The following is an 18864-nucleotide window of genomic DNA, read 5'->3' on the forward strand; positions in this document are numbered from 1 at the left end:
AATTGATAAAACTGCTTTGCCAAATACAGTACGCGAAAGGATGGTGGGGCTCGACCCCATGCAAGGAGCTTCGTATGTCCGCCGTCCTCAAGCCCGTCGCTGCGTGCGTCGAATATCCGGCCGACGCCGACGACCTGCTGCCACCCGGCGTCCGCGCGCTGCTGGCCGACCTGCATCGCCGCTTCGAACCCCGGCGGCAGGCCCTGCTGGCCGCGCGCGCCGCACGGCAGGCGCGTTTCGATGCCGGCGCGCTGCCGGATTTCCGCGCCGATACCCGCGCGATCCGCGAGTCCGCCTGGCGGGTGGCGCCGCTGCCGCCGGCGCTCGAGAACCGCCGGGTCGAGATCACCGGGCCGGTCGACCCGAAGATGGTCATCAATGCGCTCAATTCCGGCGCCAACTGCTACATGGCCGACTTCGAGGACTCGACCGCAGCGGCGTGGGCCAGCCTGGTGACCGGCCAGCGCGCGCTGCGCGAGGCGGTGGCCGGCACCCTCGAATTCACCAGCCCCGAGGGCCGCCACTACGCGCTGGTCACGCCCGAAGAGCAGGCGGTGCTGATCGTGCGCCCGCGCGGCTGGCATCTCGACGAAAAGCATGTGCGTATCGATGGCGAGCGCCTGTCCGCGGCGCTGTTCGATGCCGCGGTGTTCGTGATCCACAACGCCGCGTCGCTGGCCGCGCGCGACCGCGGCCCGTACCTCTACCTGCCCAAGCTCCAGTCGATGGAGGAGGCGCAGCTGTGGGAGGACGTGCTGGCGCACCTGGAACAGGCGCTGGGGTTGGCGGCCGGGCAGATCCGCGTGACCGTGCTGATCGAGACGCTGCCGGCGGTGTTCGAGATGGACGAGATCCTGCACGCGCTGCGTGGCCGGGCGGCCGGCCTCAACTGCGGCCGCTGGGACTACATCTTTTCGTACATCAAGACCTTCCGTCGCCACCGCGACCGGGTGCTGCCGGAACGCGCGCAGGTCACGATGGAGCAGCCGTTCCTGAAGGCGTATTCGGAGCTGCTGATCCAGACCTGCCACCGCCGCGGCGCCCACGCGATGGGCGGCATGGCCGCGCAGATACCGATCGCCAACGACGTGGAGGCCAACGAGACGGCGATGGCGCGCGTGCGTGCCGACAAGCTGCGCGAGGTCACCGCGGGACACGACGGCACCTGGGTCGCGCATCCCGGGCTGATCGCACTGGCGCGCGGGATCTTCGACGAACGCATGCCGACACCGCACCAGCACCATTTCGCCCGCGAGGACGTGCTGGTTGGCCGCGACGAGCTGATCGCGCCGCCGCTCGGCTCGATCACCCGCAAGGGCTTCGAGGACAACGCCGAGGTGTGCGTGCGCTACCTCGCGGCGTGGCTGTCGGGCAACGGCTGCGTGCCGATCCACGGAATGATGGAGGACGCCGCGACCGCGGAGATCGCGCGTGCCCAGCTGTGGCAGTGGCTGCACTACGCCGATGACCCCGGCAGCGACCCGCTGTGCCTGGACGACGGCACGCCGATCGACTTCGTGCTGTTCGACGCCGTCCTGCTCAACCTGCCGTCGCGCCTGCAGCGCGAGCGCGTGCCGGGGCTGGATCGCGTGCCCGAGGCGCTCGGCCTGCTGGAACGCCTGACCCGCGCCGAGACCCTCGTCGACTTCCTGACCCTGCCGGCCTACGAGCGGCTGGACGACTGATCGCGGCTTTTACCCTTCCAGGACTGGAGCATTCCCATGAACCACCAGACACTGCCCGACGCCGATGCCATTGCCCGTGACTGGGCCGGCAACACCCGCTGGACCGGCATCACCCGCCACTACGGCCCCGAGGACGTGGTCCGCCTGCGCGGCACCGTGCACGTCGAACACTCGCTTGCCCGGCTCGGCGCGGACAAGCTGTGGACGTCCCTGCACAGCGAGCCATTCGTCAACGCGCTGGGTGCGCTCACCGGCAACCAGGCGATGCAGCAGGTCAAGGCCGGGCTGAAGGCGATCTACCTGTCGGGCTGGCAGGTGGCGGCGGATGCCAACCTCGCCGGGCAGATGTATCCCGACCAGTCGCTGTACCCGGCGGACTCGGTGCCGGCGGTGGTGAAACGCATCAACAACACCCTGCTGCGCGCCGACCAGCTGCACCATGCCGAAGGCGACGATTCCATCGACTTCCTGCAGCCGATCGTGGCCGACGCCGAGGCCGGCTTCGGCGGCGTGCTCAATGCCTACGAACTGATGAAGGCGATGATCGAGGCGGGTGCGGCCGGCGTGCATTTCGAGGATCAGCTGGCCTCGGTGAAGAAGTGCGGCCATATGGGCGGCAAGGTGCTGGTGCCGACCCGCGAGGCGATCGAGAAGCTCAATGCCGCCCGCCTTGCCGCCGACGTCATGGGCGTGCCGACGCTGATCATCGCGCGCACCGACGCGGAAGCCGCCGACCTCCTCACCTCCGACATCGACGACAACGACCGCCCGTTCTGCACCGGCGAGCGCACGGTGGAAGGCTTCTACAAGACCCGCAACGGTCTCGACCAGGCGATCAGCCGCGGCCTCGCCTATGCGCCCCACGCCGACCTGGTGTGGTGCGAGACCGGCAGGCCCGACCTCGAGTTCGCGCGCCGCTTCGCCGAGGCGATCCATGCGAAGTACCCCGGCAAGCTGCTCGCCTACAACTGCTCGCCGAGCTTCAACTGGAAGAAAAACCTCGACGACGCGACGATCGCCAGGTTCCAGAGGGAACTGGCGGCCTACGGTTACCGCTTCCAGTTCATCACTCTGGCCGGCTTCCACGCCCTCAACTACTCGATGTTCCACCTCGCCCACGGCTACGCGCGCGAGCAGATGAAAGCGTTCGTGGAACTGCAGGAGGCGGAGTTCTCCGCCGCCGAACGTGGCTTCACCGCGGTGCGCCACCAGCGCGAGGTCGGTACCGGCTATTTCGATGCGGTGACCCAGGTGATCCAGCGAGGCCAGTCCTCGACCACCGCGCTGAGCGGGTCGACCGAGGAGGAGCAGTTCACCCGCGCGGCATGAGTGGGGTTCTGGCCGCGGACCTGCGCGGATGGGCACGGATCAAGGCAAGAGCGTCAAGGCGGGAGGAATGGATGGGAGGCCAGCCTTGGCAAGGAGCATTGCTGTCCGTGTTGATCCGCGCCATCCGCGGCTGATCGTCTCAAGCCACCGCGGCCACCGGCTCCTGGGTGAAACCGCGATAGGTCAGTGCTTCGGCGAGGTGCGGGGCGAGGATGTCGGCGCTGCCGTCGAGGTCGGCGATGGTACGGGCCACGCGCAGGATGCGGTGCATTGCCCGCGCCGACAGCTGCAGTGATTCGATCGCACGTTCGAGCAGTTGCTGTTCGGCCGCGCGCAGACGGCAGTGCGCGGTGGTCGCGGCTTGGTCCAGCTGCGCATTGCAGCGGCCGCTGCGTGCCTGCTGCAATGCACGCGATGCTTCGACGCGTGCACGGATCGAAGCGCTTGCCTCGCCTTCGGGTGCATCCGGCCGCAGCTCATGGGCGGGCAGCCGTGGCACCTCCACATGCAGGTCGATGCGGTCCAGCAGTGGCCCGGAGATGCGCGAGCGGTAGCGGCGCACCGCGTCGGGTGCGCAGCGGCAGCGCCCGGAGGCATCGCCCGCCCAGCCGCAGGGACAGGGATTCATCGCGGCGACCAGCTGGAAGCGCGCAGGAAACTCCGCCTGCCGCGCGGCGCGCGAGATCGTCACCACGCCCGATTCAAGCGGCTCGCGCAGCACTTCCAGCGCCGAGCGGTTCCATTCGGGCAGCTCGTCCAGGAACAGCACCCCGCGGTGCGCCAGCGAGATCTCGCCGGGCCGCGGTTCGCTGCCGCCGCCGGCAAGCGCCACCGCGCTGGCCGTGTGGTGGGGTGCCCGGAACGGCCGCTGCCGCCATCGCGCCGGGTCCAGTCCGCCATTGACCGACGCCACCGCGGCGGCTTCCAGTGCCTCGTCGTCGCCGGGCTCCGGCAGCAGTCCCGGCAGCCGCGAAGCCAGCAGCGTCTTGCCACAGCCGGGCGGGCCCACCAGCAGCAGGTGGTGGCCACCGGCAGCGGCGATTTCCAGTGCGCGACGCGCGCGTGCCTGCCCGCGCACATCGCGCATGTCCGCGGTACTGGCCGGAATCGCCACCGGAGCTACCCCGGCCGGCAGGGTCGCGCGGCCGTGCAGCATCGCGCACACCTCCAGCAGGGTGCGCGCGGCGCGCACGTCCACCCGTGCGGCGAGAGCGGCCTCGGCGGCATTCCCGGCCGGCACCACCAGGCGGCGCCCGGTCTGCGCCACCGCGAGCGCGGCGGGCAGCGCGCCGGCTACCGGGCGCAGCTCGCCGGTCAGGCCGAGCTCGCCGATGAATTCGGTATCGCGCAGTGCCTCCAGCGGGATCTGGCCGCTGGCGGCGAGAATGCCCAGCGCGATCGGCAGGTCGAAGCGGCCGCCGTGCTTCGGAAGGTCCGCCGGGGCGAGGTTGACGGTGATGCGGCGCGCGGGGAATTCGAACTGCGCGCACTGGATCGCGGCGCGCACCCGGTCCTTGGCCTCGCGTACCGCGGCTTCCGGTAGTCCGACGATCGACATCGACGGCAGGCCACCGCCGAGGTGCACTTCCACCTGGACCGGTGGTGCTGCAACCCCGACACGCGCGCGTCCATGCACGAGTGCGAGTCCCATGGCGGCTGCCGTTGCGCCCTCAGTGGGCGGAACCGTCCCGTGGGGGATTGCGGGCGAGCTCGGCCTCCAGCCACTGCACCGCCTGCTCGAGCGCCTCGAGCTTCTCGCGCGTGCGCAGCAGCACCGCGCGCTGCACGTCGAACTCCTCGCGGGTCACCAGGTCGAGCTTGCCGAGCCCGGATTGCAGCACCGCGCGGAAGTTCTCCTGCATCTCCTCGCGGCTCTCGCGCAGGCCCGGCGGCACCAGCCCGCTGAGGCGTCGTGCGAGTTCGTCGATGTTGCTGAGGTCGATCATGGGGGAGGCTCCGGTTTCGCGGCCAGCATGGATGCGCGCCGCTGTCGGCGCAGTCGGCGCGGATCGCGAAACGCGGTAGGAAAAGTCCGTACGGGACGGATCGGTGATGGATCGCATTGTAGCCGCCGGGCGCCCGCAGGCAGTGCGCTATGCTGCCGCTCGATCCGATGGAGGTTGCGTGAATGAAGATGGTCATGGCGATCATCAAGCCCTTCAAGCTCGACGATGTGCGCGAGGCATTGGCCGATGCCGGCGTCGCCGGCATCACCGTCACCGAGGTCAAGGGCTTCGGCCGCCAGAAGGGCCACACCGAGCTCTATCGCGGCGCCGAGTACGTGGTCGACTTCCTGCCCAAGCTCAAGCTCGAGGTGGCGGTGACCGACGACCAGGTCGACACCGTCGTCGAAGCCATCCTCAAGGCCGCCAACACCGGCAAGATCGGCGACGGCAAGGTGTTCGTGTATTCACTCGAACGCGCCGTACGCATCCGCACGGGTGAGCTCGACGGGGATGCGCTATAAGGGAGGTCCGGGGGCGTCGATCGTCGGCGCATGCGCCAGGATGTCGAGGAGAGCGGAATGAACGGAAGGATCGCAGCGGCGATGCTGTTGCTTGGGATGTGCGGGTGACGCGCTGGCCCAGTCGCAGGGGCCTGTTCTAGTCGAAACCGATGCGTCCGCGATCGTTGCGCAGCAGAACCAGATCCGGCAGGCCGCACAGCAGCGCAGCGGGCGATACAAGGACATGGCAGGCGCCGACCGCGATCGGCTCCTGCAGGTGCAGGACGGGGTGTTGGGCAAGCTCGATGGCCGCACCAGTACCACCGAGCTCCCGCGGGCCGACCAGGTGGCGCTGTTCAACGATCTCGAGGAGATCAGCGCGCTGGTCAACAAGGCCGAGGACGACCGCATGATCTGCGAGCGCAGCCGGCCGATCGGCAGCAATCGTCCGGTCAGCGTCTGCAAGACCGTGGCGCAGCGTCGCGAAGAGCGTGAGCGTTCGCTCGAATCACGTGGCCCGCGTGATGCGCGTTGTGCGGGTGGGGCGTGTCCGCAGACCGGCACGCCTGGCTGGAACTGAAGCGCGTGCCACCGACCGCGCTGACGGTCGGTGGCGTTGTCCCGTCAGACAGCCATCCGCGCCGCCAGCGCGTTGGCCACGAACGGCGGCAGTACCTGCGCCGCGCGGTGCATCTCGGCGCTGTAGTACCGGGTCTCGAACGCCTTGGCTGCTGCGTCGTCGGCGCGGAAGTCGAAGCCACGGCCGCCCTTGCGTGCCAGCGTGCAGCTCCACCAGCCGGTGGGGTAGCAGGGCTGCGGGAAGGGCAGGGTCTGGAAGCTGTCGAAACCGGCCTTGCCCATTTCCGCGCGCATCGCCTGGATCAGTTCCAGCAGCACCAGCGGTGATTCCGACTGCTGGACGAGGATGCCGTCGTCCTTCAGTGCGCGGAAGCAGCTTTCGAAGAAGCTCCTGTTGAACAGCCCTTCGGCGGGGCCGACCGGATCGGTGGAATCGACGATCACGATGTCGAGCGAGCCCGGCGGGGCGTCCTTCATCCAGGCGATGCCGTCGTCGAACAGGATCTCCGCGCGCGGGTCGCCATTGGATTCGCACAGCTCCGGGAAATACTTCTCGGCCATCCGCGTGACCTGCTCGTCGATATCGCACTGCACCGCGCGCTCGACGCCCGGGTGCCTGAGCACCTCGCGCAGCGTGCCGCAGTCGCCGCCGCCGATGATGACCACCTGCTTCGGGTCGGGATGGGTGAACAGCGCCGGGTGCGACATCATCTCGTGGTAGAGGAAGTTGTCGCGCGTGGTCACCATCATCGCGCCGTCGATCAGCATCACGTTGCCCCAGTCGGTCGACTCGTAGATCTCGATCTTCTGGAACGGCGACTGCACCTCGTCGAGCTTGCGGCTGACGCGATAACCGATCGCGGAGCCTGCGGGGTCGAAGTTCTCGTACAGCCAGTCGGTCGTGGTCATGGGGGTGCTCTCGCAGGGACGCGGCCCGCGTGGGCGTTGTCGTGGGGCGCGCGCGGATGGCGTCGCAACGGGCCGCGGATTGTAACGGAGCCGGCGTGACCACCCCTGCGCACCGGCCTCCGTAGAATGGGCGCCCCCACGCTTTCCGGATGTCCGCCATGGCTGCCTGGTCCATCGACCACGCCCGCAAGACCTACTCGATTCCGCACTGGTCGGAAGGTTTCTTCGACGTCGACGAACAGGGTCGCGTGGTCGTGCGCCCGGGTGACCGCGACGCCCGTGCGCTGCCATTGCCCGCGATCGTCGACGACGCGCTCGCACAGGGCGCGAAGCTGCCGCTGCTGGTGCGCTTCCCGGAAATCCTCGGCCACCGGCTCGGCCAGCTGCAGTCGGCATTCGCCGAGGCCCAGGCCGACTGGGACTACACCGGCGGCTACACGGCCGTGTATCCGATCAAGGTCAACCAGCATGCGGGCGTCGCCGGCACGCTGGCTTCCCACCATGGCGAGGGCTTCGGGCTGGAGGCCGGCAGCAAGCCGGAGCTGATGGCGGTGCTCGCGCTGAGCCGGCCCGGCGGCACCATCATCTGCAACGGCTACAAGGACCGCGAGTACATCCGCCTGGCGCTGATCGGCCGCCGACTGGGGCTCGAGACCTATATCGTCATCGAGAAGCCGACCGAGCTGCGGCTGGTGATGGAGGAGTCGGCCGCACTCGGTGTCGAGCCGCTGCTGGGCGTGCGCATGCGGCTGGCGTCGCTGGGCGCGGGCAAGTGGCAGAACTCGGGTGGCGACAAGTCGAAGTTCGGCCTGTCGCCGCGGCAGCTGCTGGATCTGTGGAAGAGCCTGCGCGACAGCGGCCGCAGCGACTGCCTCAAGCTGCTGCATTTCCACATGGGCTCGCAGATCTCCAACGTGCGCGACATCGCCAACGGCATGCGCGAGGCCACGCGTTACTTCGTGGAGCTGTCGCGGCTGGGCGCGAAGATCAGCCGTGTCGACGTCGGCGGTGGCCTGGGCATCGATTACGAGGGCACGCGCTCGCGCAGCTACAACTCGGTCAACTACGGCATGCGCCAGTACGCGAGCAATATCGTGCAGCCGCTGGCGCAGGCCTGCGCGGAGCACGGCCTGCCGCAGCCGCGCATCCTCACCGAATGCGGCCGCGCGATGACCGCCCACCACGCGGTGCTGGTGGCCAACGTGTCGGAGGTCGAACGCGCCCCGGAAGGCCGGGTGCCCGACATCCATGACGACGAGCCGTCGGTGGTCAGCCAGCTGCGTGAGATCCATGGCGAGCTCGACCAGCGCCCTGCGGTCGAGCTCTACCACGAGGCGCAGCACTTCCACGCTGAGGGCCTGGCGATGTACGCGCTGGGCCAGCTCGACCTGGTGCACCGCGCGCGTATCGACGACCTCTTCTACGCGATCGCACACGCCGTGCGTGCGCGGCTGACCTATGACGAGAAGAGCCATCGCCCGCTGCTGGACGAGCTCAACGAGCGTCTGGTCGACAAGTACTTCGTCAACTTCAGCATCTTCGAATCGATGCCCGACGTGTGGGCGATCGACCAGGTGTTTCCGATCGTGCCGATCGAGCGCCTGGACGAGGCGCCGGAGCGGCGCGGCATCATCGCCGACCTCACCTGCGACTCCGACGGCCAGATCGACACCTACGTCGAGAACGAGGATCTCGACAGCTCGCTGCCGCTGCATGCGATGCGTCCCGGCGAAACCTACCGGCTGGGGTTCTTCCTGGTGGGCGCCTACCAGGAGATCCTCGGCGACATCCACAACCTGTTCGGCGACACCGACGCGATCGAGGTGCGCCGCAGCGGCGACGGCTTCGCCATCCACCAGCAGCGCCGCGGCGACACCACCGACGTGATGCTCGACTACGTGGGCTACCGCATCGACGACCTGCGCCAGCGCTACGAGGACAAGCTTTCGGCCGCCAGCCTTGGGGACGACGAGATGGTGCGCCTGCGCGAGGCGCTGGAAGCCGGGCTCACCGGCTATACCTACCTGGACAGCGCGCCGCTGGACTGAATGCCACGCGGCGCTCCTGCGGGAGCGCCTCCAGGCGCGATCGTCTTTGCCCGCCGGTTCTTTCAGCCCGCGCGCGCGATCTGGAAGCCGGCGAACGACTGGCTGACCGGCATCACTTCCAGCCGGTTGATGTTGAGGTGCGGTGGCAGGTTGGCCACCCACCACAGGGTGTCGGCGATGTCGGCGGCGGTGATCGGCGCGGCGCCGCGATAGAGCGCATCCGATGCCGCCTGGTCGCCACCGGTACGCACCAGGGTGAATTCGGTCTCGGCCAGCCCCGGTTCGATCGAGGTCACGCGCACGCCGGTGCCATGCAGGTCGGCGCGCAGGCCCAGCGAGAACTGGGTGACGAAGGCCTTGGTGCCGCCATAGACGTTGCCGCCCGGGTACGGGTAGCTGCCGGCGATGGAGCTCACGTTGAGGATCGCGCCGCGGCGCGCGATGAGCGTCGGCAGCAGCACGTGGGTCAGCGTGGCCAGCGCGGTGACGTTGGTGTCGATCATCTGCCGCCACTGCGCCAGGCTCGCCTGCTGCGCGGGCGCGGTGCCCAGCGCGAGGCCTGCGTTGTTGACCAGCACGTCGATGTCGCGGAACGCATCCGGGAGTGCGTCGAGTGCGGCCTGCATGGCGTCGGCATCGCGGATGTCGAAGGCGCAGGCATGCACCTGCTCACCCAATGCGTCGGCCAGTGCCTGCAGGCGCTCGGCGCGGCGGCCGCAGGCGACCACGCGCCAGCCGGCGCTGGCGAAACGTTCGGCGGCGGCGCGGCCGAAACCGGCGGTGGCGCCGGTGATCAGGATGGTCCGGGTCATCTAAGCACTCCGTCGCAGGCGGAAAAGCGGTGCCGGCGGTCGCTGGCGCGTGCTGCCGCCGGACCCGCCCGAGGCGGCGTCACGCCACGCCGGCGCGCGGTATTACTGCACCTTGATCGGCAGTGCCTGCAGCCCGCCGTTCTGGAGCTTGGCCTTGGCATCGGCCAGTTCGGTGGCGGTGCCGTAGGGACCCATGCGCACGCGGTAGACGGTGCGCCCGTTGGCGTTGCCGGACTCGACCCGTGCCGACAGGCCCAGCAGCGCGATCCGCGCCTTCAGCGCCTCGGCATCGCCGGACGCGCTGAACGACCCGGCCTGCAGCAGGTAGCGCGCGGTCGTGTCCTGTGCCGGTGCAGCCGTCGCGGCAGGCGTTGCCGGGGCGGTCGTGGTCGCCGGCGTGGTGGTCGCCGCGGTGGAGGCCGGCGACGGTGCCGCGGCGGGCGCCTGCGGGGTGGCCGGGTCGGCGGCGTCCTGGCGGCGCTGTGCATCCTCGCGCTGGCGGCGGGCCTCTTCGGCGCGGGCGCTGGCGGCGAGCTCGGCATCGGTCATCGGCACTTCCTGGCCCGGCAACACGGTGTAGAAATCGTAATCGGGCTCGGTGGCCGGCAGCGGCGCGGGGTCGGCGGCCGCCGGGCGTCGGCGCGCGGGCGCGGGTGCTGCGTCCTCGTCGATGCTGGACGGCAACGCCGGCTGCGCATCCGGGTTGGCGCGAGGGCGGTAGAAGCCGTCGCTGCCGTCGGACTTCAGCACGCGCGGCGCCAGCATCACCACGATGATCGTCAGCACGATGCCGATGATCATCCACGCCCAGCCGGGAAGCCCGCCGGAGTTGCCGCCGTTGCGCCGTGCCTGCGATCTACCGCGTCGTGCTGCCACTGCCTTGCCTTCCTCGAGTCGTTGCCGCCAGGCGGCCGGATGGAACAGAAAAATCCCGCGATCCAGTGTATGCCGAAGGCGTGGACCGCGCCGTCATCCCGCGGTGCGGGGCTACATCCGCTGCGGTGCGGCCACCCCGAGCAGGGCCAGGCCGTTGGCCAGCACCTGGCGGGTGGCGAGCGCCAGCGCCAGTCGCGAATCGCGCAGCCCGGCATCGTCGACCAGGAACTGGTGGTCGTTGTAGTAGGACTGGAACGCCTGCGCGAGTTCGACCAGATAGGCCGCCACCAGGTGCGGCTCCAGCGACTGCCCGGCCGCCTCCACCACCTCAGGGAAGCGCGAGAGGTCGGTGAGCAGGTCGCGGGTTGCACCGCTGTCGAGGTCCGGCAGCCGCTCCAGCCCACTGGCGGCGTCGAATGCCAGTCCGCGTTCCTCCAGCTGCCGCAGCAGGCCGCAGATGCGCGCGTGCGAGAGCTGCACGTAGTAGACCGGGTTGTCGAGCGACTGGCTGCGGGCGAAATCGATGTCGAACACCAGCTGCGAATCCGGGCGCCGCGCGACCAGGAACCAGCGGGTGGCGTCGCGTCCGACCTCGTCGATCAGGTCGCGCAGGGTCACGTAGCTGCCGGCGCGCTTGGACAGCTTCACCTCCTCGCCGCCACGCATCACCGTGACCATCTGGTGCAGCACGTATTCCGGCCAGCCCTGCGGAATGCCGGCATCCAGCGCCTGCAGGCCGGCGCGCACGCGCGCCAGCGAACCGTGGTGGTCGGCGCCGAGCTCGGTGATCGCGCGCTCGTAGCCGCGCTGCCATTTCGACAGGTGGTAGGCGACATCCGGCACGAAGTAGGTGTAGGTGCCGTCGGACTTGCGCATCACGCGGTCCTTGTCGTCACCGAAACCGGTGGTGCGCAGCCACAGCGCGCCGCCTTCCTCGTAGGTGTGGCCGTGGGCGACCAGCTCGCGCACGGTCTCCTCGACCTTGCCGTCGGCGTACAGCGACGACTCGAGGAAGTACACGTCGAACGCCACCCCGAACGCGGCGAGATCCGCGTTCTGCTCGCGGCGCAGCCAGGCCACCGCGAAGCGGCGGATGGCATCGAGGTCGTCGGCGTCGCCGGCACCGGTCACGGTGTGGCCGTCGACCTCGACGCTGTCGCCGCGCAGATAGGCGGCGGCCACGTCGGCGATGTAGTCGCCGTTGTAGGCGTCGGCCGGCCAGTCGGCATCGCCCGGCGCATGCCCGTGGGCGCGGGCCTGGGTGGAGCGTGCGAGGTTCTCGATCTGCACCCCGGCATCGTTGTAGTAGAACTCGCGCGCCACGTCCCAGCCATTGGCCTCGAGCACGCGGGCGATGCAGTCGCCGATGGCCGCCGCGCGGCCATGGCCGACATGCAGTGGTCCGGTCGGGTTCGCCGACACGTATTCGACGCCGGCGCGGCGCCCGGCCCCGGAACTGTTGTGGCCGTACGACTCGCCGAGCTCATGGACCGCGCGCAGCTGCGCCTGCCACGCCGTGGGCGCAAGGCGGAAGTTGATGAACCCCGGCCCGGCGATGTCCACCGAGGCCACCAGCCCGGTCTGCGGCAGCGCCGCGGTCAGTGCCTGGGCGAGTGCGCGCGGATTGCTGCGGGCAGGTTTCGCCAGCAGCATCGCCACGTTGGTGGAGAAATCGCCATGGCTGCGATCCTTCGGCCGCTCCACGATGAATTCGGGTGTGGCGAGGTCGCCGGGCAGGTCGCCCCGGGCACGCAGGGCGTCGAGGCCCTGTTCGATCAGGGCGCGGAGCTGGGATTTCACAGGCGTTGGGCGGTATTGCAGGGGGCCGATAGTGTAGACGGCCGCGGGCCGGCACGTTCCGGTTCGTGCGCTGCCTACACCCAGCCGCGCGCCGCCAGCGACACCGGCGGGCCGTCGCCGATGACGAAGTGGTCGAGCAGGCGCACGTCCACCAGGCCCAGTGCCTGCTTGAGCTGCGCGGTCACCGCGCGATCCGCAGCGCTCGGCTCGGCGCTGCCGCTGGGATGGTTGTGGCCGACGATCAGCGCCGCGGCGTTGTGCGCCAGCGCGCGCCGCACCACCTCGCGCGGATGCACTTCGGCACCGTCGATGGTGCCGCGGAACAGTTCCTCGAACGCCAGCGCGCGGTGGCGGGTGTCGAGGAACAGCGCGGCGAACACCTCGTGCGGGTAGCCGCGCAGGCGCTGCGCGAAATAGCGGCCGGCGGACTGCGGATCGCTCAGTGCCTCGCCACGCTCGAGGCCGGCGGCGAGGTAGCGGCCGCACAGCTCGAGCGCGGCCGCCAGCAGCGCCGCGCGTGCCGGGCCCAAGCCGGGAAGTGCGGCCAGCTGCGCCGGCGTGCGTTCGAGCAGCTTCCGCAGCGGGCCGTGGCCTGCCAGCAGCTCGCGCGCGGTGGCGACCGCGTCGCGCCCGCGCAGCCCGGAGCCCAGGAACAGCGCCAGCAGTTCCGCATCCGACAGCACGGCGGCACCGCGGGCCAGGAGTTTCTCGCGTGGTCGTTCGCTGCTGGGCCAGTCGCGGATGTGCATGGCAAACCTCGTGGGAAGAGCGTCGCGGCGGGCGGCCTGCACGACAGGGGAGGCCGTGGGTTTCGGGGTGGCCGCCCGCACGACGACGCCGGATGCATTGCAGCGCGCGGCGGCAGCCAGCGCAGCCGGGCGCGGCCCTGCCTTCGGGTAAGCTGTGGGCCCGCGTCCGTGTCGGATTTTTCCCACCCATGAGCCAGTCACCTCCGCCGCTCGACGGCCTGCTTGCCGGCCAGCGCGTGCTGGTGTGCGTGGGTGGCGGGATCGCCGCGTACAAGGCCGCCGAACTGGTGCGCCGCCTGCGCGACGCCGGCGCCGTGGTGCGGGTGGCGATGACCGAGCACGCGCAGCAGTTCGTCGGCACCGCGACCTTCCAGGCCGTTTCCGGCGAGCCGGTGCGCACCTCGCTGTGGGATGCGGCGGCCGAAGCCGCGATGGGACACCTGGAGCTCGCCGCGTGGGCCGACCGGGTGGTGGTGGCGCCGGCCACCGCCGACCTCATCGCGCGCCTCGCGCACGGCTTCGCCAACGACCTGGTCAGCACCCTGTACCTCGCCACCGAGGCGCGGGTGGCGATCGCCCCGGCGATGAACCACCGCATGTGGCGGCACCCGGCCACCCAGGCCAACGTGGAGACATTGCGTGCGCGCGGCGTGCAGGTGATCGGCCCCGACGACGGTCCGCTGGCCGAGGGCGAATCCGGCCCCGGGCGCCTGCGCGAACCGGAATGGATCGTGCGCGAGCTGGCCGGATGAGCAGAGCGCTTGCCGGCCTGCGCATGGTGGTGAGCGCGGGCCCGACCTACGAGGACATCGACCCGGTGCGCTTCCTCGGCAACCGCAGCAGCGGGCGGATGGGCTTCGCGGTGGCCGCTGCGGCCGCGCGCCGCGGCGCCGACGTGGTGCTGGTCGCGGGCCCCGTGCATCTCGACACCCCGCCGGGCGTGCAGCGCATCGACGTGCGCTCCGCCGCGCAGATGCACGCGGCGGTGTTCGCCGCGATGCCGGCCGATGCCTATATCGCCGCTGCCGCCGTCGCGGACTACACCCCGCGCGTGGTGGCCGCCGACAAGCTCAAGAAGAACGGCGACACCCTGCTGGTCGAATGCGTGCGCACCGCCGACATCCTCGCCGATCTGGGCGCGCACGCGCTGCGGCCACGCCGGCTGGTCGGCTTCGCCGCCGAGACCGGCGACCTGGCCGGCTACGCGCGCGACAAGCTGGTGCGCAAGCGCCTGGACGTCATCGCTGCCAACCGCGTCGGCCAGCCGGGCAGCGGTTTCGAGAGCGAGGACAACGCGCTCACCGTGTACTGGCCCGATGGCGAACAGTCGCTGGGGCCGGCGCCGAAGACCGTTATCGCCGAGCAACTGCTCGACCTGGTGTTCGCCAGCTGATCCCACTGCCGCCCCGCTCCGGGTGCGGCCCTGCCACGGAGCCACCGGTGTCCGCAATCCATGTCCTGCAGGTCCAGCGCCTCGATCCGCGTTACGGCGACGAATGGCCGCTGCCCGCCTATGCCACCGCCGGCAGCGCCGGGCTCGACCTGCGCGCCGCGCTCGATGCACCGCTCGAGCTTGCGCCCGGCGATGCGGCGCTGGTGCCCAGCGGGCTGGCGATCCATATCGCCGATCCCTGCCTGTGCGCGGTGGTGCTGCCGCGCTCGGGCCTCGGGCATCGGCACGGCATCGTGCTGGGCAACGGCACCGGGCTCATCGACGCCGACTACCAGGGGCCGCTGATGATCAGCGTCTTCAACCGTGGGCGCGAGGCCTACACGATCGCCGTCGGCGACCGCATTGCGCAGCTGGTGCTGCTGCCGGTGGTGCGTGCGGATCTCGAGCTGGTGGATGGCTTCACGGCGAGCGCGCGCGGCAGTGGCGGCTTCGGGCATACCGGTGTGCGTTGATGCCGCGCACGTTGCCGATGTCGCGCATGGCGCGGATCGGCGGTACGTTATGCGCCGTGCGCCGGTGCATGGCACGCATGTTGCGTAGACATCTGGACGCGGTGGCGGCGCAGGGGGCGTCGCCACGACGCGTCCTGATCCGGCTGCCCTGGGGAACCAAAGGATGAGCGACACCCAACCGCACAAGGCCCGCCTGCTGCTGGCGCGCGCGCGACCGTTCCTGCCGCTGGTGGCGATCGCGCTGGCGGCGCTGGCGCTGTGGATCGCCTGGGGCGGCTGGCGGCATGTGCAGGACGGCAACCGCCGCGCCGCGCTGGAGCAGGCGCGCGACCTGGTCTCGCTCTCGGTCGCGCAGGCCCTGCAGGCCGAACAGGAGCGCCTGCGCGAGCGGCTGGAATCGGCCGACGTGCGCGGCCCGCTGCTGCGTGGCGAGGTCGAGGCCGCGGCTGCCGCGCTTGCGCGTGACTGGCCGATGCTGGAAGAGGCCGCGGTGTATCCGCCGGCCCTGCAGAGCGTCTACGCCGATCTGACCCGGAACGGCTTCGGCCGCGCCGCGGTGCTGGAGGCGGCGATGAGCGAGGACCGCGCGCTGTCGCTGGTCATCCGCGAGGACGGCAGCGAACGCCTGGCGGTCGCGGCGCCGATCAAGGATGCCGGCGGCGCACTGGCCGGCGTGGCGGTGGCGCGGCTGCCGCTGGCGCGCATCCGTGCCGGGTTCGACAGCGCGGTCATCGACGAGGGGCGCATGTACCTGGCGCTGCGGCAGGGCAGCGTCACCCTGCTTGAACGCGGCAGCGCCGAGCATGCCGGCGCCGCCGAGCGACTGGGCACGCCGGTGGCCGGCAGTGGCCTGCGGGTCGCGGCCGGCCTCCCGTATGGCGTTGCCGCGCCGTTCGGCCTGGCCGGAATGCCGGCGTTCGTCGTCGCGCTGGTGCTGCTGCTGCTCGCCTACGTCGCCTGGCGCGTGCTGCCCGGCCTCGCACGTGATGCGGTGGCCGGCGAGGATGGCGCGCCCACCCTGCTCGAAGCCGTCGCCCTCGCCCCGGGCGACGCCGAATCCCCCCAGAAATCCGAGGTCAAGGACGTGTCCAAACCCCAAGCGGCCCGCATCGATCGCAGCATCTTCCGCGCCTACGACATCCGTGGCGTGGTCGGCGAGACCCTCGATGCCGGGATTGCCGAGCTGATCGGCCAAGCCATCGGTTCGCTGATGCGCGAGCAGGACCTCGCCGACATCGTGATCGGCCGCGATGGCCGCCTGTCCGGCCCCGACCTGCTGGCCGGGCTGACCGAAGGCCTGCGGCGCGCCGGTCGCAACGTCATCGACATCGGCATGGTGCCGACGCCGGTGGCCTACTTCGGCGCCTACCACCTGCGTACGGGCTGCTGCATCTCGCTGACCGGCAGCCACAACCCGCCGGACTACAACGGCTTCAAGATCGTGGTCGGCGGCGAGACGCTGTCGGGCGACGCCATCGTCGACCTCTACGCGCGCATCGCCGAGGACCGCCTCTACACCGCACCGGCGCCCGGCGGGTTGAGCCAGCAGGACATCGCCGACGCCTATGTCGAGCGCATCGCCTCCGACGTGCAGGTCGAGCGCCCGCTCAAGGTGGTCGTGGATGCCGGCAACGGCGTGGCCGGCGAGATCGGTCCGCGCGTGCTGGAAGCGATCGGTGCCGAAGTGGTGCCGCTGTACTGCGAGATCGACGGCACGTTCCCCAACCACCATCCGGACCCGAGCGAGCCGCACAACCTCGAGGACCTGGTGAGCATGGTCAAGCGGCTGGATGCGGACCTCGGCATCGCCTTCGACGGCGACGGCGACCGCCTCGGCGTGGTCACCCGCGACGGCGAGAACATCTTCCCCGACCGCATGCTGATGCTGTTCGCCGCCGACGTGCTGGAACGCAACCCGGGCGCGGTGATCATCTTCGACGTCAAATCGACCGGAAAGCTGCCCGGCCACATCCTGCGCCATGGCGGCAGCCCGCTGATGTGGAAGACCGGCCACTCGCTGATCAAGGCCAAGATGCGCGAAACCGAGGCCGAGCTTGCCGGCGAGATGAGCGGCCACTTCTTCTTCGCCGAGCGCTGGTACGGCTTCGACGACGGCATCTATGCCGCCGCGCGCCTGCTGGAGATCCTCGCCGCGCAGGCGGAGACGCCCACCGCGGTGCTGCACGCGCTGCCGGCCGGCGTGTCCACGCCGGAGATCAAGGTGCAGGCACCCGGTGGCGATCCGCATGCCTTCGTCGAGCGCTTCCAGGCCGCCGCCACGCTGGACGGCGCGCGCCTGTCGACCATCGACGGCGTGCGCGCCGACTGGGCCGACGGCTGGGGCCTGGTGCGTGCCTCCAACACCACCCCGGTGCTGGTGCTGCGCTTCGACGCCGACAACGAGGCCGCGTTGAAGCGCATCCAGCAGACCTTCCGCGAGCAGCTGCTGGCGGTGGATCCGGCGCTTCCGCTGGAGTTCTGACCAGCAGTCCGGCTCCGGCCGGTGCAGCCGGGAATGATGCGATGCGGCGGCCTGCGGGCCGCCGCGTTGCGATGGAGAGTCGGCAACGGTCCGCGTCGATCCCGGGAGCCCTGATTTTTCCTGCAGTTCACCGCGCCCTGTCCAGGCGCTGCCGGGTGTTTTCGCCGACCAGGGCGATATCGGGCGCCGACCCGGCGGAATGAGCGGCAGGCGCCCCCGCTCGCGTCCTTGCTACAGCGCCCAGCACGTCAAAACCCGACGCGCGACCGCGGATTTCTCCGATGGCGCTGGATGACATGTCGCGCGAAGCTCGACCTGTCGCCCAGGGAGGGGCACCGGATGCCGTGACATGGACAGGACGGTCGTCAACCACTGGCTGCGGATCGCGCTGCTGTGCGGCGTGTCCGCGTGCAGCACCGCACTGGCGGTACCGCCGGGCGATGCGCCACCGATGCTGGCCACCAGCTACGCCGACAGCGTCGACGACATCGGCGCGTACTGGGTCAGCGAGAAACTCGATGGCGTGCGCGCGCGCTGGGACGGCAGTGCGCTGTGGACGCGTGGTGGCATGCGCATCCGCCCGCCGGCGTGGTTCACCCGCGGCTGGCCCACGCAGGCGATGGACGGCGAGCTGTGGATCGGCCGCAACCGCTTCGACGAGGTGAGCGCGCTGGTGCGTTCAAGCAACGGCAGCGATGACCCCGCCTGGCACGCGGTGCGCTTGCTGGTGTTCGACCTGCCCGGCGAGGAGGTGGGCTTCGAGGCGCGCATCGCCCGCATGCGGCGGCTGCTCGGCGCCGCCGGCATCGACTGGCTGCGCCCGGTGCGCCAGCGGCGCTTCGCGGACCGCGCGGCGCTGGATGCGCACTTCCATGCGGTGCTCGCCGCCGGCGGCGAGGGCCTGATGCTGCACCATCGCGATTCGCGCTACCGCAGTGGCCGCAGCGAACTGCTGCTGAAGTACAAGCCGCATGAGGATGCCGAGGCGCGGGTGATCGCGCACCTGCCCGGTCAGGGACGGCATGCCGGCAGGCTGGGTGCGTTGCTGGTGGAACTGCCGGATGGTCGTCGGCTGCGGTTGGGCAGCGGCCTCACCGACGCCCAGCGCGATGCGCCGCCGGCGATCGGCAGCTGGGTGACCTTCCGCCATTCCGGGCTGACCACGCGCGGCCTGCCGCGCTTCGCCCGCTTCCTGCGTGTACGCGACGAACTGCCGCCCGCCGACCCGTGACGCGCGCTGCCCG

At 70.5% G+C, this 18864-nt stretch carries 15 protein-coding genes and 1 pseudogene; 9 read left to right on the plus strand and 7 right to left on the minus strand.

Features of this window, described 5'->3' with window-relative positions; genetic code table 11:
• The first annotated feature begins 74 nt into the window (after window positions 1–74).
• Together aceB and aceA are read left to right on the plus strand one after the other, a co-directional pair.
• Complete coding sequence (gene aceB, locus LDO11_RS00485) at window positions 75–1685, plus strand: malate synthase A (protein ID WP_232139766.1); 1611 nt, start codon at window positions 75–77, stop codon at window positions 1683–1685.
• A 36-nt stretch (window positions 1686–1721) separates the two neighbouring features.
• Window positions 1722–3014, plus strand: a complete 1293-nt coding sequence (gene aceA / locus LDO11_RS00490; protein WP_232139767.1) for an isocitrate lyase — start codon at window positions 1722–1724, stop codon at window positions 3012–3014.
• A gap of 139 nt (window positions 3015–3153) precedes the next feature.
• Here aceA and LDO11_RS00495 read toward each other — a convergent pair whose 3' ends face one another.
• Both LDO11_RS00495 and ubiK read right to left on the minus strand, forming a co-directional pair.
• Window positions 3154–4665: a YifB family Mg chelatase-like AAA ATPase gene (locus LDO11_RS00495; RefSeq protein WP_232139768.1), complete on the minus strand. Its 1512-nt coding sequence runs from the start codon at window positions 4663–4665 to the stop codon at window positions 3154–3156.
• 19 nt (window positions 4666–4684) lie between these two features.
• Window positions 4685–4960 carry a ubiquinone biosynthesis accessory factor UbiK gene (gene ubiK / locus LDO11_RS00500; protein WP_129134783.1) on the minus strand — a complete coding sequence of 92 codons (276 nt, stop codon included), beginning with the start codon at window positions 4958–4960 and terminating at the stop codon, window positions 4685–4687.
• 182 nt (window positions 4961–5142) lie between these two features.
• Here ubiK and LDO11_RS00505 point away from each other — a divergent pair, with 182 nt between their 5' ends.
• Window positions 5143–5481, plus strand: a complete 339-nt coding sequence (locus LDO11_RS00505) for a P-II family nitrogen regulator (RefSeq protein WP_129134784.1) — start codon at window positions 5143–5145, stop codon at window positions 5479–5481.
• Window positions 5482–5704: 223 nt separating this feature from the next.
• Window positions 5705–6040: a hypothetical protein gene (locus tag LDO11_RS00510; protein WP_232139769.1), complete on the plus strand. Its 336-nt coding sequence runs from the start codon at window positions 5705–5707 to the stop codon at window positions 6038–6040.
• A 44-nt stretch (window positions 6041–6084) separates the two neighbouring features.
• On the opposite strand, the gene speE is transcribed toward LDO11_RS00510, so the two are convergent.
• Window positions 6085–6948 (minus strand): polyamine aminopropyltransferase, encoded by an 864-nt coding sequence (gene speE / locus LDO11_RS00515; protein WP_232139770.1) that lies wholly within the window; start codon window positions 6946–6948, stop codon window positions 6085–6087.
• Window positions 6949–7106: 158 nt separating this feature from the next.
• Between speE and speA the strand changes: the two genes are divergently transcribed.
• Complete coding sequence (gene speA, locus LDO11_RS00520) at window positions 7107–8996, plus strand: arginine decarboxylase (RefSeq protein ID WP_232139771.1); 1890 nt, start codon at window positions 7107–7109, stop codon at window positions 8994–8996.
• 62 nt (window positions 8997–9058) lie between these two features.
• Here speA and LDO11_RS00525 read toward each other — a convergent pair whose 3' ends face one another.
• The 4 genes from LDO11_RS00525 to radC all read right to left on the minus strand — a co-directional run bounded on the left by LDO11_RS00525 (window position 9059) and on the right by radC (window position 13233).
• Window positions 9059–9808 carry an SDR family NAD(P)-dependent oxidoreductase gene (locus LDO11_RS00525; protein WP_232139772.1) on the minus strand — a complete coding sequence of 250 codons (750 nt, stop codon included), beginning with the start codon at window positions 9806–9808 and terminating at the stop codon, window positions 9059–9061.
• Window positions 9809–9910: 102 nt separating this feature from the next.
• A complete protein-coding gene (locus LDO11_RS00530) occupies window positions 9911–10684 on the minus strand; it encodes an SPOR domain-containing protein (protein WP_129134789.1) in 774 nt (257 codons plus the stop codon).
• A 111-nt stretch (window positions 10685–10795) separates the two neighbouring features.
• Entirely contained in the window at window positions 10796–12484 is a 1689-nt protein-coding gene (argS, locus tag LDO11_RS00535) for an arginine--tRNA ligase (RefSeq protein ID WP_232139773.1), read from the minus strand.
• 74 nt (window positions 12485–12558) lie between these two features.
• Window positions 12559–13233 (minus strand): RadC family protein, encoded by a 675-nt coding sequence (gene radC / locus LDO11_RS00540; RefSeq protein WP_129134791.1) that lies wholly within the window; start codon window positions 13231–13233, stop codon window positions 12559–12561.
• 188 nt (window positions 13234–13421) lie between these two features.
• Here radC and coaBC point away from each other — a divergent pair.
• The 4 genes and pseudogenes from coaBC to LDO11_RS00560 all read left to right on the plus strand — a co-directional run bounded on the left by coaBC (window position 13422) and on the right by LDO11_RS00560 (window position 18851).
• Window positions 13422–14626: pseudogene (gene coaBC, locus LDO11_RS00545) on the plus strand (bifunctional phosphopantothenoylcysteine decarboxylase/phosphopantothenate--cysteine ligase CoaBC).
• 47 nt (window positions 14627–14673) lie between these two features.
• Window positions 14674–15138 (plus strand): dUTP diphosphatase, encoded by a 465-nt coding sequence (gene dut, locus LDO11_RS00550; protein ID WP_232139774.1) that lies wholly within the window; start codon window positions 14674–14676, stop codon window positions 15136–15138.
• A gap of 163 nt (window positions 15139–15301) precedes the next feature.
• Entirely contained in the window at window positions 15302–17620 is a 2319-nt protein-coding gene (locus tag LDO11_RS00555) for a phosphomannomutase/phosphoglucomutase (RefSeq protein ID WP_232139775.1), read from the plus strand.
• 349 nt (window positions 17621–17969) lie between these two features.
• A complete protein-coding gene (locus LDO11_RS00560; protein WP_232139776.1) occupies window positions 17970–18851 on the plus strand; it encodes a DNA ligase in 882 nt (293 codons plus the stop codon).
• The last annotated feature ends 13 nt before the right edge of the window (window positions 18852–18864 follow it).

The sequence above is a fragment of the Alterluteimonas muca genome (assembly GCF_021191595.1).
Classification (GTDB): Bacteria; Pseudomonadota; Gammaproteobacteria; order Xanthomonadales; family Xanthomonadaceae; genus Luteimonas; species Luteimonas muca.